11 protein-coding genes and 1 tRNA gene are annotated in these 14,042 nt (G+C 49.8%); 5 read left to right on the top strand and 7 right to left on the bottom strand.

Annotated features, from left to right (window positions below; genetic code table 11):
* Positions 1-4: 4 nt before the first annotated feature.
* Positions 5-760 (bottom strand): phospholipid-binding lipoprotein MlaA, encoded by a 756-nt coding sequence (mlaA, locus tag ABVM99_RS13915; protein ID WP_000776787.1) that lies wholly within the window; start codon positions 758-760, stop codon positions 5-7.
* Positions 761-1,048: 288 nt separating this feature from the next.
* Here mlaA and ABVM99_RS13910 point away from each other — a divergent pair, with 288 nt between their 5' ends.
* Together ABVM99_RS13910 and ABVM99_RS13905 are read left to right on the top strand one after the other, a co-directional pair.
* Positions 1,049-1,990 carry a formate/nitrite transporter family protein gene (locus ABVM99_RS13910; protein WP_000377779.1) on the top strand — a complete coding sequence of 314 codons (942 nt, stop codon included), beginning with the start codon at positions 1,049-1,051 and terminating at the stop codon, positions 1,988-1,990.
* Positions 1,991-2,065: 75 nt separating this feature from the next.
* Positions 2,066-2,140, top strand: a tRNA-Arg gene (locus ABVM99_RS13905).
* A 156-nt stretch (positions 2,141-2,296) separates the two neighbouring features.
* On the opposite strand, the gene pgtE is transcribed toward ABVM99_RS13905, so the two are convergent.
* The 4 genes from pgtE to pgtC all read right to left on the bottom strand — a co-directional run bounded on the left by pgtE (position 2,297) and on the right by pgtC (position 7,936).
* Entirely contained in the window at positions 2,297-3,235 is a 939-nt protein-coding gene (pgtE, locus tag ABVM99_RS13900) for an omptin family outer membrane protease PgtE (RefSeq protein ID WP_023194397.1), read from the bottom strand.
* Between the two features lie 267 nt (positions 3,236-3,502).
* Positions 3,503-4,750: a two-component system response regulator PgtA gene (pgtA, locus tag ABVM99_RS13895; protein ID WP_052938336.1), complete on the bottom strand. Its 1,248-nt coding sequence runs from the start codon at positions 4,748-4,750 to the stop codon at positions 3,503-3,505.
* Complete coding sequence (gene pgtB, locus ABVM99_RS13890) at positions 4,740-6,746, bottom strand: two-component system sensor histidine kinase PgtB (RefSeq protein ID WP_000678493.1); 2,007 nt, start codon at positions 6,744-6,746, stop codon at positions 4,740-4,742. The genes pgtA and pgtB overlap by 11 nt, the downstream gene beginning before the upstream one ends.
* Positions 6,743-7,936, bottom strand: coding sequence for a phosphoglycerate transport regulator PgtC (gene pgtC, locus ABVM99_RS13885; protein ID WP_023195086.1), 1,194 nt, complete (start codon positions 7,934-7,936; stop codon positions 6,743-6,745). The genes pgtB and pgtC overlap by 4 nt, the downstream gene beginning before the upstream one ends.
* A gap of 435 nt (positions 7,937-8,371) precedes the next feature.
* Between pgtC and pgtP the strand changes: the two genes are divergently transcribed.
* Complete coding sequence (gene pgtP / locus ABVM99_RS13880) at positions 8,372-9,763, top strand: phosphoglycerate transporter PgtP (RefSeq protein ID WP_000955744.1); 1,392 nt, start codon at positions 8,372-8,374, stop codon at positions 9,761-9,763.
* Positions 9,764-10,001: 238 nt separating this feature from the next.
* Here the strand turns inward: pgtP and ABVM99_RS13875 are convergent, their stop codons facing one another.
* The gene (locus ABVM99_RS13875; protein WP_000639889.1) at positions 10,002-10,244 is read right to left on the bottom strand and encodes a YfdY family protein; all 243 of its coding nucleotides are present in this window, start codon (positions 10,242-10,244) and stop codon (positions 10,002-10,004) included.
* A 521-nt stretch (positions 10,245-10,765) separates the two neighbouring features.
* Here ABVM99_RS13875 and lpxP point away from each other — a divergent pair.
* Positions 10,766-11,686, top strand: coding sequence for a kdo(2)-lipid IV(A) palmitoleoyltransferase (lpxP, locus tag ABVM99_RS13870; RefSeq protein ID WP_000484431.1), 921 nt, complete (start codon positions 10,766-10,768; stop codon positions 11,684-11,686).
* Positions 11,687-12,088: 402 nt separating this feature from the next.
* Entirely contained in the window at positions 12,089-12,160 is a 72-nt protein-coding gene (ypdK, locus tag ABVM99_RS13865; protein ID WP_010723117.1) for a membrane protein YpdK, read from the top strand.
* Positions 12,161-12,209: 49 nt separating this feature from the next.
* Here the strand turns inward: ypdK and alaC are convergent, their stop codons facing one another.
* A complete protein-coding gene (gene alaC / locus ABVM99_RS13860) occupies positions 12,210-13,448 on the bottom strand; it encodes an alanine transaminase (RefSeq protein WP_000763118.1) in 1,239 nt (412 codons plus the stop codon).
* Positions 13,449-14,042 lie beyond the last annotated feature (594 nt).

The raw sequence follows: 14,042 nt of genomic DNA, 5'->3' as shown, positions 1-14,042 counted from the left end.
CCGTTTATTCCGAGTCGATCTCTTTGAGTTCGTCCTGAATCGCCTGTGCGTTCGGGTTTTCCTGCGGCTTGAGTTTTCCGCCATTGGCGATAAAGTCATGACGCTGGAAGTACGCCTCGCGCACCATAATATAAGGATCGGAAGACTGGCGCAGCAAACCATCGGAGTCCAGCAACTGCGCGCGGGTTTCTATCCCTTCGATAGTCCATTTTCCTATGGACATTGGCCAGGTCAACCACGAGAGCACCGGATACAAGGTATCCGCCATATCCCCGCCATCTTCACGCAGCGTGAAGCTGCCGTAGAACGGAAGTTGCATATAAGGCCCATACCCCACGCCATAATGGCCCAGCGTACTGCCAAAGCGATGCGGTTCAACGCGCTGCAGCTTAGGATTCGCCATTCCCGCGACGTCAATAAAGCCGCCCATCCCTAATAAGGTGTTCAGGAAGAAACGGGTGAAATGCACCATACCCTGATAAGGATCGCCCTGCAGGAAATAGTTCACCATGATCGCCGGTTCTTCGAGGTTGCCAGTGAAATTACTTAAACCGTTACGCGCAGGCTGTGGAACATAATCACGCCAGGCGACCGCGACCGGCCGAACAACATACGGGTCCAGCACATTAAAGTTGAAGTTGTACATGGTGCGGTTAAACCCTTCAAATGGGTCTGAACGCCCCTGCTGTTCTGTACCGGAACTCGCACACCCGACCAGCAGTGTGGTTCCCAGCGCCAGCGCCGACAGGCGAAGCTTCATAGATGTCTCCCTGTGAATTATGGCTATCGCTGATTGCCATCCATGACGGAACGCTACCGTATCCGCCTGTTTAGGTGTGAGCGATTTTAACAGCACGTCAAACGATGTCTATATGCGCGATCTCATTGCTCTGAGCATAGCCTGGTAACGCAACAACGTGACGGCCCTATTCTAACGAAACAGATAAAAACGAGCGTGATCATTTTTATTTTTTCGGAGAATGCCCCGGCCTGGGTAAATGAAAAACCGCTACGCTTTATTAATATGTGTTAATCAGCAGAGATCATCATGGATAGCCTTAACGACGATAAAATTAACCGGCAAAGCAGTGACCTGGAAGTTGAAAGCGAAGAAAAACAAAGCGGTAAAGAGATTGAAGTGGATGAAGATCGTCTTCCTTCCCGCGCCATGGCGATTCATGAACATATTCGCCAGGATGGTGAAAAAGAGATGGAACGCGATGCGATGGCTTTGCTCTGGTCAGCCATTGCCGCAGGACTTTCTATGGGGGCATCACTCCTGGCGAAAGGGATTTTCCACGTGCAGCTTGAAGGCGTTCCCGGCGGCTTTTTACTGGAAAATCTCGGCTACACCTTTGGTTTTATCATTGTCATCATGGCCCGCCAGCAATTATTTACTGAAAATACCGTTACTGCCGTATTGCCGGTAATGCAAAATCCCACTCTGAGTAACGTTGGCCTGCTGATGCGCTTATGGGGCGTAGTCTTATTGGGCAACCTTATTGGCACCGGGGTTGCGGCGTGGGCATTTGAATATATGCCTATATTTGATGAAGAGACCCGCGACGCCTTTGTCAAAATTGGTATGGAGGTCATGAAAAATAGCCCAACGGAGATGTTTGCCAACGCGATTATCTCTGGCTGGATCATCGCCACAATGGTATGGATGTTTCCTGCTGCAGGCGGGGCAAAAATTGTGGTCATTATTTTGATGACCTGGCTTATCGCGCTGGGCGATACCACCCATATTGTCGTCGGTTCCGTTGAAATTTTGTATTTGGTTTTCAACGGCACGCTGCCCTGGAGCGACTTTCTCTGGCCCTTCGCCCTTCCCACACTTGCCGGAAATATCTGCGGCGGCACCTTTATTTTCGCATTAATGAGCCACGCGCAGATCCGCAACGATATGAGCAATAAACGTAAGGAAGAAGCGAGGCTACGCGGCGAGCGCCTGGAACGGGAGCGGAAAAAAGCGGAAAAACAGCGCTGAGTGGCGACGGTTTAACCAGTCAGGCGGCGCTACACTTACTCCGGCGAATAAAAAACGCTATACTGGCGCCGCGTTGTCCCCTTAGTTAAATGGATATAACGAGCCCCTCCTAAGGGCTAGTTGCAGGTTCGATTCCTGCAGGGGACACCATTGATACCCAGGACATTCTCTTCTTGCTGCATAGCCTTTCGAGCGGTTCCCCTTTCATGTTGCTTTTATTGCCCCTATGCAACATCACCGGACATGCCATACGTTCAGCAAAAAGTCGTCATCGGCCGGTTATGACCGATGACATGCTGATGTGGTCTAGAAGCGGTACTGCAACCCCGCGGTAACCGTATAGTTATTATTAGCTATACCTGCGGCATCGCCACCAAAATACGCCTTATCACCGCTGGTTTTATCTATGATTTGCGTACCGCCCTTACCTTCTTCATATTTACTGTAAGCGAACTCAGCAAAGATTTTTGCATTACTGGTAATATAATATCCGGCGTCAATAGAAGCGCCATAATATCGTGAATTTTCCGTTTTTTCACGGAAGGTAAGTTTGCGCATGTAGTGTTCGTCATTATCATGCGCATTTACCCAGTCGCTGTATTTAAACAGTACATTACACTCAAAGTCATTAATACGATAATCACCCGCCAGCCCGATATAGGGCATTTCGAAACGCTGGCTATAACCTATGCCGCGCACGCCATGAGGAAAGTTACCAATATACCGACCATTATCATAAATATAAGACCCGCCTCTTGCCGTCCAGCTAAAACGGGTTTCCTGATAGCCCGCTGTCACGCCCGCCTTGTAGTTATCGCCCTGCAATAACCAACCTTTCACGTTCAAATCGTATTCATTAGCATAGTTGGCGCTGGTGTCCGGATGAATTGAACGATCGGTCCAGCCAGGCTGCTCACTGCTCATCCAGTCATGGTCAACCATATGACCCGATCCCGACGCCAAAGACGTCCAGCCGCGGGCGTCCAGCGTCATGAACGAATAGGGTTCCCATGAGAAATCCCCCTGCAACGTGGCGACATTTTTTATTTTCCAGTCCAGTTGACTAATCTTCCGCCCGGTGTCGGTATCATAAACCAGCTCCCTGGATTTACCATTTAACACTCCCACGGAAAGGGATGTCGTAACGCTATCAGAAGAGACGTCCGGAATAAATAAGGTAGACTCCGCATAAACCGACTCAGAAAATACGGCGATCATCATTACTGCAATAGCATGTTTTTTCATTTCTCTTGTCCTCATATTCAGATGTAATCTGGAGAGGTGATGAAGTTTTCATCTTGTCAAATCGTCGGACAAGAGTACATTTATTACGCCAGAGAACTTGACGCATTTTTACCTTATATTGAAGTTAAGAAATAGAATTTGATGCTCAGGTGAATAATAAGCAATCTATAATCATGATGGAATGATTTACCATTACGGTGATGCGACGTTATCTGGCTAACGACATCGTTGTTGATGTTGTCAGCCAGATTGAAAGTAACTGTAATATCAGAATTTATAATGCTCTTTACTTAGACCATATTTTTTCATGCGCAGATAAAGTTTTTTACGGGGAATTTGCAGGTACTCCGCCACTTCATTAATTCGTCCCTGATGAATATTTAATGCTTCGGTAATGATTTGTCGCTCATACTCTTCAACGCGCCGGTCAAGCGGGGTCGGCTCCTGCAGAAGCAACTGCGGGTTGACCGTTTCCGCCAGCGGCAGCACGCCAACAGCGAAAAGCTCCGCCGCATTAGCCAGTTCACGCACATTGCTTGGCCAGGCGCGTCGCATTATTCCTTTCAGTAATTCCCCCGCGATTTCCGGCACTGGATGATTGAGTCGCAGGCAGGCTTTTCGAAGATAATGGCGAAATAAGGGCTCGATATCATCCGGTCGCTGAGAAAGAGACTGGCAGGCGATTTGGGTCATGGCGAAACAGTAGTAAAGCTCGGCCGCAATCTGGTTAGCTGCCGCCTGCTCCACCAGCGAAGCGCTGCCAACGCCCACCAAACGAAAAGGCCGATGCTCCAGGCTTTGTAAACGCGCCAGATGGTGCTGCTGTTCGCGTGTCAGATATTCGGGATGACTCAACACCAGCGTGCCTCCTTGCGCCTGGTCGATGAATGTCTCCAACTGCCCGGCATTCTCCGGCGTAAGTTCATAGCGTACAAACGGCCCTTTCGCGTTACGCCCCAGTTGATGGAGATAACGGGCGCCAGTCATACGTCCAGTGCCATGCTCACCGTAAAACCATACGGCAATGTCCGTTTCCGCCAGTTGTTGTAACCGTTGTCGAAACTGATTCATCCACTCGCTGCGCCCAACCAGTTCAACCTGTAACGTCTGCTGGCAATATTGCCGCCGTGCAATGACCGACCGGCGCTGGCGTAGCGCGTCTTCAATTAATATCAACAGCTTGCCCGGATCGACGGGTTTTTGCAGAAAATCCCAGGCGCCCTTTTTCACCGCGTCAACCGCCATCGGTACATCGCCATGTCCGGTAATCAATAAGATTGGCAGTTGATCGTCATCCTGATGAAACAGCGTCATAAGATCGATACCGGAACACCCCGGCATACATACATCGCTCAAAACGATCCCCTCCCAATCCGCTTTTACCCACTCTTTGGCCTCGAAAGGATGGGTAAAGCCACGCACGCGGTAGCCTGCCTGCTCAAGCATTTGGGTATAGGCGTCAAGTACATCAACGTCATCATCAATCAGCAAAATAGAACATTCATCATTCAACATCATCGACATCCGTTACCGAGAATTGCAGCACCACGCAAGCGTTACGCGTCAGCGTCGACGCCAGACGCAGGTCGCCCTTCATTTGCGCCATCAGCGACACGCTAATCGACAGCCCAATACCCAACCCGACAGCTTTACTGGTGGTAAACGGCTTGAGTAAAGAGGGCAACAGCGCCACAGGCCAGCCAGGGCCGTTATCTGCAATATAAACCTCCAGCGCCTCTCCCTGCGTCTGCCACGTCACCGCGATCGCCGCATCATGCGAACAGGCGTCAAGCGCATTCGCCAGCACATTCACCAGAACCTGCTGAATACGCACTTCATCGCCGCTGACCCATACGGTGTCGGTTGGCAGTGAAAGCGCTCCCTGCCGGGATTGGTGGCGCATGGCTAATAGCTCCCATGCCGCCACAAAGGTTTGGCGCAGATCAACGGGATACAATGGCGTTTCCAGCTCCGCCCGGCGGGTAAACTGCCGCAGCGAACGGATGATGGCGTCAATCCGGTTAATGAGCCCTTCCGCTTTGGTGAGCGTATTTCTCGCCTGTCCGCTCTGACCTTGTTCAATCGCGCGTCCCGCCGTAAATAAATACATTGAAAGCGCATTCAGCGGCTGGTTAATTTCATGCGCCAGCGTGGTCATGGTCTGGCCGACTACCGCCAGTTTCGCCGTCTGAATTAACTCATCCTGCATGGCGCGCAGATCGGCCTCTATCTCTTTGCGCTCGGCGACCTCTTGTTCAAGCTGCCTGCGTTGCATATTGAGCTGGCCCAGCGTATGACGTAGCAAACGGGCTATCCGTCCTAGCTCATCGCGCCCGTAAACCGGGATAGTCGAGTCGGTTCTCCCCAGCCCTATCTGTACCACAGCCTGATTAAGCGCGGTAAAACGCTTTACCAGCCGGGAACGGATAAAATAGTGGTTGAGTCCCCAGGCCAGCAGCAACGCCAGGAGCGTCGCCACTAAAATAAGCCCGCCGCTAACGCGGACAATCTGCTCCAGGCGTTGATTGAACGTCTGCATTTGCTGGTGACTACTACCTAACTGCGCCTCAAGCAGCGTGCGAAAGCGCCCTAGCGTAGCCTCTCTGGCGCGGCTGGCGTCCAGTAAGGCTTTTTGCGCCGCAACATAATCGCGCATGGTATCGGGCATCTTATTTTTTACCATCCCGATTTCCAATAGTTCGTCGATGGTTTGCCGCAGCGTGATCGTACTGGGCCAGTCATCGAGCGCACGAATATTCTCATCCGCCGTTTTTTTTAGGTTTTCCAGATAGCGAATATGGGTCTCCACCAGCATCCCGTCATTATTGCCAGACTTGAGCTCATTCAATCTGTCGCGCAGGTCGTCAACAATCTGATTTTCAATTCGCGCCAGGGTATATACCTGCTGCTGCTCGTTCTGCACCTCGCGCGAACGTTGCAAGTACTGCGCCGCGTCGCCCTGATTCGCCTCAATTTGATCGAGTAGCGTCCCCTGCTGCCAGGTAAAATCCTGTACCAGCGAATTTAGCTCCGTGGTGAAATCATCATGGAGCCAGTCAATGCGAGCGGAAAGCTCGCTGACTTTCTCCCGCACCAAAAACATGTTGTAGAGGGCGTTGTCCAGTTCCGCCAGCAAGGTCCGGCTATCCTGTAAAATGACGGCCAGTTGCCGGCGTTCAGCAAGCTGAAGCCCCTGACTGAGACGCTCAATCTTATCCAGATGCTGAATAATCTGCGTACGTAACTGCAAACGTACTGTCGTGTTCGGCGCCAGCAAAAATTCATTGAGCTGATCCACGGCCAGATTCAGGTTCCCCTCAATTAAAAAAGCGGAGTGGATGCGAGGAAAATATTCATCAAGCGAATAGCGAACCTGCGAACTTTGCTCATGCCAGGAATAAAGGCTGACCATACTGACAATCAGCGTCAGTAATGCGCCCGTTAAAAATGCGCCCCGTAAACTGTTGCTGATGCTGAGCTGACGAAGCCGTTGCAATAATCTCCCCTTCATTTCAGCTCTTCCAGTTTGTGAATCGCCAGCCGCTGATTGTTCAGAAACCAGATCTGCCACTCCATCATTTTTTGTTCGGCAAAGCTTTTATTATCAAACTGCGCCAGCCAGGTTTCATCTTCGCTGCTTGCCGCATCCACCGGGACGCTGGTCAATAAGGCTCTGATTTCAGGTAAGGGGCGTTTAAGCCGCGTTTCTGCGCTGTGCAACGCTCGCCATGCATCTTTAAGCTGCGCAAGACGAAAACTGATCGCGGTATCAAACATGCGTTGTACCAGTTGCTGACGCTTCAGGATCAGACGATAGTTCAACGGCGGCTGGGCCATCAAACGCTGTTGTTGCGCGGCGCGAGGATTATCGGCGCTAAGCGGTGCGACGGGATACTTACCGGTATTCGCGTCAGCCAGTATCCTTTGCCCTTTCGGACTTAATAAGTAATGAATAAAAGCACGCGCTTCGTCTGCATGACGGCTGTTTTTCAACACCGCGACGTAAGTGGGCGACACCGCAGAATACGGGAAATAGGTAAAAGTAAGATTAGGATCGTTAAGTAGCAAATTAGCATAGTTATCAATGACCGGCCCGGCAACGCCAAGCCCGCTTTTGATTTTATCCGCTACGCCGAAACTGCGAGAGGAAATCGTGACCAAATTACCCGAGATTGCCAGCAGCGTCGCCCATCCTGCCGTCCAGCCTTTTTGCTGCAACAGCGACTCCACCATCAAATGATTGGTGTCTGAACGTGACGGACTGCTCATTAATAGAGCGCCCTGGTAACTGGGCAGGCCCATATCCTGCCAGTCGGCAGGCGGCGGAAGATGGCGCGCAGCGAGCGCTGAACGATTGACCAATAGCCCAAATCCGGATACCGCTACCGCCACTGAAGTTGAGCGGATAGAACGCGGCACCAGCTTCTGGCTGGCGGCAGGCGCGCTATCCAATAGCGCCAGCTTTTGGTGCTCCTGAAGGTGTTGCAACAGCATGGGGGATGACGTCAGGATCAGATCGACATTTTCCGCATTCGCCGTATCAAGTAATTGCTCTAAAGAACCGCTGGTACGGTTGAGCGTACGAATCATGACGGAACCCGGCTCCGTCTGCCAGCGCTGGATAATCCAGGCGGTCGCGCTGGGTGAAAAGGTCGTTGCCATCACCAGCTCGCGGCTGTACGCCTGGCAAGAACCGAACATTGCCGCCAGCCATAGCGTAAAAGCGCCCACTCTGGCGAAACAACCACAGCATGAGAAAAGTCGATTTGTGATCCCGTTCATAAATATCGATATCACATAAAGAAAATATTGAGACAAAACTTACCCTTTTATTTCTATTGGCATCCAGAACAACGTTATTTGAATAATAACGGGTCCGTTGCTCGAAAACATCAATAAAGCGTATCAGATCACTGGCAGCAAATTTGTTAATATCCGCACATGCTAACGATAAAACGGCCATGCCAATAATTAAAGTTTCACCACCCCCTTCAGGATGGGTCAAAAATAACCTTTAAATTCACCCAATTGAGTCAATTTTGACACATTTCTTCGACTTGAATTTTATTGTCACTCCTTTCACTCTACCGACAAAACCTCCTGATGTTCATCTCACTATAAAATACAGGTGACTCCATGTTAACAATATTAAAAACAGGGCAATCGGCACATAAAGTCCCACCGGAAAAAGTCCAGGCTACGTATGGTCGATATCGTATACAGGCATTGTTAAGCGTATTTCTGGGATATCTCGCTTACTATATAGTCAGAAACAACTTCACATTATCGACGCCTTATTTAAAAGAGCAATTGGATCTCAGCGCTACGCAAATCGGCCTGCTGAGTAGCTGTATGCTTATTGCTTACGGAATCAGTAAAGGCGTAATGAGCAGTCTGGCGGATAAAGCCAGCCCAAAAGTCTTCATGGCGTGCGGTCTGGTACTCTGCGCGATTGTTAACGTTGGACTGGGATTCAGTAGCGCATTCTGGATATTTGCCGCTCTGGTGGTCTTCAATGGCCTTTTTCAGGGCATGGGCGTCGGCCCCTCGTTTATTACTATTGCAAACTGGTTCCCTCGCCGGGAACGCGGACGCGTAGGCGCCTTCTGGAATATCTCGCATAACGTTGGCGGCGGGATCGTCGCGCCTATCGTCGGTGCGGCTTTTGCGATATTGGGCAGCGAACACTGGCAAAGCGCCAGTTATATCGTTCCGGCCTGCGTCGCCGTCATTTTTGCCTTAATTGTTCTGGTCTTGGGAAAAGGTTCGCCGCGCGAAGAAGGTCTTCCCTCCCTGGAACAGATGATGCCGGAAGAAAAAGTCATACTGAAAACGAAGAATACGGCAAAAGCGCCGGAAAATATGAGCGCATGGCAAATCTTCTGTACTTATGTGCTGCGCAATAAAAATGCCTGGTATATTTCGCTGGTGGATGTCTTCGTCTATATGGTGCGGTTTGGCATGATTAGCTGGTTGCCTATCTATCTGTTGACAGTAAAACACTTTTCAAAAGAACAGATGAGCGTCGCGTTTCTCTTTTTCGAGTGGGCGGCGATTCCTTCCACGCTACTGGCAGGCTGGCTGTCAGATAAACTGTTTAAGGGCCGCAGAATGCCGTTAGCCATGATTTGCATGGCGCTGATTTTTGTCTGTCTGATCGGATACTGGAAAAGTGAATCTTTGCTGATGGTAACGATTTTCGCCGCCATTGTAGGTTGTCTGATTTACGTCCCGCAGTTCCTCGCGTCCGTACAGACAATGGAGATAGTCCCCAGCTTTGCCGTAGGTTCCGCCGTCGGATTACGTGGGTTCATGAGCTATATTTTCGGCGCCTCGTTGGGCACCAGCCTGTTTGGCGTCATGGTGGATAAACTGGGCTGGTACGGCGGATTTTATCTTCTGATGGGCGGCATCGTGTGCTGCATTCTATTCTGTTACCTCTCCCATCGCGGCGCGCTGGAACTGGAACGCCAGCGCCAGAATGCGTTACATAATCAGGACTCACTGCAGCTTGCGGACGCGCAATAAACGATTAGCCTTCCCGGGGAACAGAAGCGCCGACATTGTCGGCGCTATCTATTCGCTGACATCGTGTATACCAAAAATAATTCGAGTTGCTTAAAAGCGGCAAGGGAGTGAGTCCCCGGGAGCATAGATAACGATGTGACTGGGGTGAGCGACGGCCCGTCAGGGCGAGGCCCATCGATGGGCCGAGTAATCCGTAGCCAACACATCAGCAACTTGAAGTATGAAGGGTATCTACTGACTAACGCTTACCGTATCCCACCATAAAGCGAATAATTAACCCACATGCCGGTGCGAGAAAAAGCAATAATCCGCTAACGATGTCATCGCCATCCTGCAGCCATACATTGAGTAAATAAATCAGCGCGGCAAGGATAACCATTCCCGTAAAAGAAGAAACCGCAGAAAAAGCCCCCATCACCTGACCGATATAGCCACTCACGGCAAGTATACTTATTGCAAGAAATGTCCATAAATAGATCATCTATAATACCTCCTGTCTATGGCAAGGCTTCCATATAGCCTTACGGTCCCTCTCACTTCTCCTTTAAGATAAACCTTATCAGCAAGTCATTTCCATAACATTTATCTCACATTTTATTTTTTTAATCATTTTTCAATGACCTTCGTCTGAAATAAAATTATTACTGTAAAAACAATGCATTAAAAATAATGATTAGCTTATTTTTGCTACGGGAGAAATATTTACGCTTCTTGATAAAGAATTTCTGGGCGCGAGTAAATAACTGGTGGTACATTAGCCTGCCTGGCGTTCATGCCCTCGTGGTTTAGTACTGACTTAGTTTTACACTCCTTACGGGAACCATTGTCGTACATGATGGCCTAACTATACGTAAATCATTCAAGTTACCCTGATGAGCTTACTCAAGTAAGTGCTTCGGATAAGCGAACGCAACTTGAAGGATGATGCGTATTTCAGAGTGTACCGCTGCGGATAATGACTCTTCTGCGATACATTATTTTCGTATCTACAGAAGGTATTTTATGTTTCCTCAAAGCAAATTTTCACGCGCGTTTTTGCACCCGCGCTACTGGCTGACGTGGTTTGGCGTTGGCGTCCTCTGGTTACTGGTGCAGCTTCCCTACCCGGTTTTGCGTTTTCTGGGCACCCGCACCGGTAAGCTGGCGCGCCCCTTCCTGAAGCGACGTGAGTCGATCGCTCAGAAAAATATTGAACTCTGTTTTCCGACCCTCTCCCGGGAAGAAAGGGAAAAACTGATCGCCGAGAATTTCCACTCTCTTGGCATGGCGCTGCTTGAAACGGGCATGGCCTGGTTCTGGCCTGATAGCCGGGTTCGCAAATGGTTTGATGTGGACGGGCTGGACAACCTTACCCGTGCGCAGGCGCAAAATCGCGGCGTAATGGTCGTTGGCGTGCATTTTATGTCGCTGGAATTGGGAGGCCGGGTAATGGGTCTCTGCCAGCCGATGATGGCGACCTATCGTCCGCATAACAATCCGCTCATGGAGTGGGTGCAGACGCGCGGTCGTATGCGCTCAAATAAAGCGATGATCGGCAGAAACAATCTGCGCGGCATTGTGGGCGCGCTAAAAAAAGGGGAAGCCGTTTGGTTTGCTCCCGACCAGGACTACGGCCCTAAAGGCAGCTCCTTTGCGCCATTTTTCGCGGTTGAAAACGTCGCCACCACCAACGGAACCTATGTACTGTCCAGGCTGTCTGGCGCCGCCATGTTGACCGTTACAATGGTCAGGAAATCCGATAACTCGGGTTATCGTCTGTATATTACCCCTGAAATGGAAGGTTACCCGGCAGATGAAAATCAAGCCGCTGCCTATATGAATAAAATTATTGAGAAAGAGATCATGCGCGCCCCGGAGCAATATCTCTGGATTCATCGCCGTTTCAAGACTCGCCCGTTGGGAGAAGCGTCACTCTACATCTGAAAAAGGCCGCAAGGCCTTTTATTTTGTCATTTCGCATTGCCATAATATTCACATCGTAAATTACTCATTCCTGCTTTTAGCGATAAGTCTCCTGTTTACAGACGTTTTTTTACTGTGTCGGCGGCGTCGCTCAATAGCGATTCATCACTGTCAGAAATTAAACTGTCGCCGATTCCCGACACTTGTAAGTTACTAAAAGTAAATAAGAAAATGCCTCTTGTTTCACCTCATTTTTAGGCGTACATTAGCGCCGTCTGGAGCGATGACGCGCAGAATTCTGAGGTGATGCAGGCGGTCGAAACACGAATAATTCTCAATTTCGTATTGTCCGGCATCAACTCTCTATAATCAGGTAAGTGTAAGTTCATTTAGGCGTACGACAGGTACGCGGAGAGATGAAACGTGAAATATTTCTTTATGGGCATTTCATTTATGGTCATCGTTTGGGCCGGTACTTTCGCCCTGATGATTTAAAAGTACAATGCAAAGAAAAACAGGAGCCATGGGGCTCCTGTTTGCTTTTCTACTCCGTGCTCGCTTCAACGGGTTTTGGATGTGACGGCAGCACGCCATCGGCGCGGAACATCGCTTTAATCCCTCTGACGGCCTGGCGAATGCGGTCGCGATTCTCTATTAATGCAAAGCGTACATGGGTGTCGCCATAATCACCAAAGCCTATCCCTGGAGAAACGCAAACCTTCGCCTCATTCAGCAGCTTCTTGGCAAACTCAAGCGACCCCATCGCCGCATATTGCTCCGGGATTTTCGCCCAGACGTACATTGAGGCTTTCGGCATTTCAACCATCCAGCCCGCCTCATGCAGCCCCTTCACCAGCACATCGCGACGACGTTTATACTGCTCGGCGATATCGCGCACGCACTGCTGATCGCCTTCCAGAGCGGCGATAGCCGCCACCTGAAGCGGGGTAAAGGTGCCATAATCGTGATAACTTTTAATGCGCGCCAGCGCGCTGACCAGGGTTTTATTGCCCACCATAAACCCAATACGCCAGCCCGCCATATTATAGCTTTTCGACAGCGTGAAAAATTCAACCGCCACGTCGCGCGCGCCGGGCACCTGCATAATGGATGGCGCTTTCCAGCCGTCGTACACGATATCGGCATACGCCAGATCGTGCACCACCAGCACATCATAACGTTTAGCCAGAGCGACCACTTTTTCAAAAAATTCCAGTTCGACGCACTGGGCCGTAGGGTTAGACGGAAAACCCAAAATCATCATTTTCGGTTTCGGATAACTTTCGCGAATAGCGCGCTCCAGCTCGTTGAAGAAATCCACTCCCTCTACCAATGGAACCGAACGCACCTGCGCCCCGGCGATAACGGCGCCATAGATATGAATCGGGTAACTGGGGTTCGGCACCAGTACCGTATCACCATGATCCAGCGTCGCCAGCATTAAATGCGCCAGTCCCTCTTTGGAACCGATGGTCACAATCGCTTCGGTTTCCGGATCGATATCGACATCATAACGTTCCTGATACCAGTGAGAAATCGCGCGGCGTAAACGCGGTATGCCGCGGGACGTGGAATAACCGTGCGTATCCGGACGCTGCGCGACGGTGCAAAGTTTTTCGACAATGTGGGGAGGGGTTGCGCCATCAGGATTACCCATACTGAAATCAATAATATCTTCACCGCGCCGACGCGCAGCCATTTTGAGTTCAGCGGTGATGTTAAAAACATAGGGCGGAAGGCGATCGATACGCGTAAAGCGACGTTCAGGGCGGAAGTCAGCCATAATATCCTCAGATTAACGTTAGCGCCCGGACCGTCCGAGCGACGCTGCCACGATGGTGGCTCCTTTAGAAAATAGCCTGAAAATTTTCTTCCTGTCGAGAGGCTAATGAAAATATTTTTTAGCGACGAAAAAGAGGAACAAGCGTAAAAACTTACTTTTTAAAAGTGTCGGTTATAGCATCAAACAAATCATATTATTAACAAATTGATATCATTGAATTTACGTAACGTGGCGCAGCCGACGATAATTTCCTGTCAATAAACCTTATCTCAAATAATCCCCTTTTGATTTTGTGGTTTTTCCTCTTTAACCAAAATCCTTACTAATGATAATGGTATTCGATCATGTCATATTGCGGTATTTTTCAGGGACATTTCCCCGAAAATGAGGATCCTTTCCGGCAAGCTGCCGTGATGAAACCGTAAATAAGGCAGCGAACCGGATACGTATAGTAAAATAAATCCCTGTTTTCGCCTGACTAACCGCCATGACATGATGACTCAACGTGCTGGTGTTTGACCTTTCGCTCAGCAAGAGTAAAGTGAAATAATTCAGTCAGTTGAAGCATTCATGCACAGGAAAGGCAATGAAAAA

The organism is Salmonella sp. SJTUF15591 (assembly GCF_043356435.1).
GTDB classification, from domain to species: Bacteria; Pseudomonadota; Gammaproteobacteria; order Enterobacterales; family Enterobacteriaceae; genus Salmonella; species Salmonella enterica.
This window is presented reverse-complemented; position numbering and strand designations above follow the sequence as displayed.

Excerpts from the sequence above, each read along its gene's own strand:
- pgtA (WP_052938336.1), bottom strand. The coding sequence starts at position 4,750 with ATGTTGAATGATGAATGTTCTATTTTGCTGATTGATGATGACGTTGAT.
- pgtE (WP_023194397.1), bottom strand. The coding sequence starts at position 3,235 with ATGAAAAAACATGCTATTGCAGTAATGATGATCGCCGTATTTTCTGAG.
- mlaA (WP_000776787.1), bottom strand. The coding sequence starts at position 760 with ATGAAGCTTCGCCTGTCGGCGCTGGCGCTGGGAACCACACTGCTGGTC.
- pgtB (WP_000678493.1), bottom strand. The coding sequence starts at position 6,746 with ATGAAGGGGAGATTATTGCAACGGCTTCGTCAGCTCAGCATCAGCAAC.
- lpxP (WP_000484431.1), top strand. The coding sequence starts at position 10,766 with ATGTTTCCTCAAAGCAAATTTTCACGCGCGTTTTTGCACCCGCGCTAC.
- ABVM99_RS13910 (WP_000377779.1), top strand. The coding sequence starts at position 1,049 with ATGGATAGCCTTAACGACGATAAAATTAACCGGCAAAGCAGTGACCTG.
- ABVM99_RS13875 (WP_000639889.1), bottom strand. The coding sequence starts at position 10,244 with ATGATCTATTTATGGACATTTCTTGCAATAAGTATACTTGCCGTGAGT.
- pgtP (WP_000955744.1), top strand. The coding sequence starts at position 8,372 with ATGTTAACAATATTAAAAACAGGGCAATCGGCACATAAAGTCCCACCG.
- pgtC (WP_023195086.1), bottom strand. The coding sequence starts at position 7,936 with ATGTTCGGTTCTTGCCAGGCGTACAGCCGCGAGCTGGTGATGGCAACG.
- alaC (WP_000763118.1), bottom strand. The coding sequence starts at position 13,448 with ATGGCTGACTTCCGCCCTGAACGTCGCTTTACGCGTATCGATCGCCTT.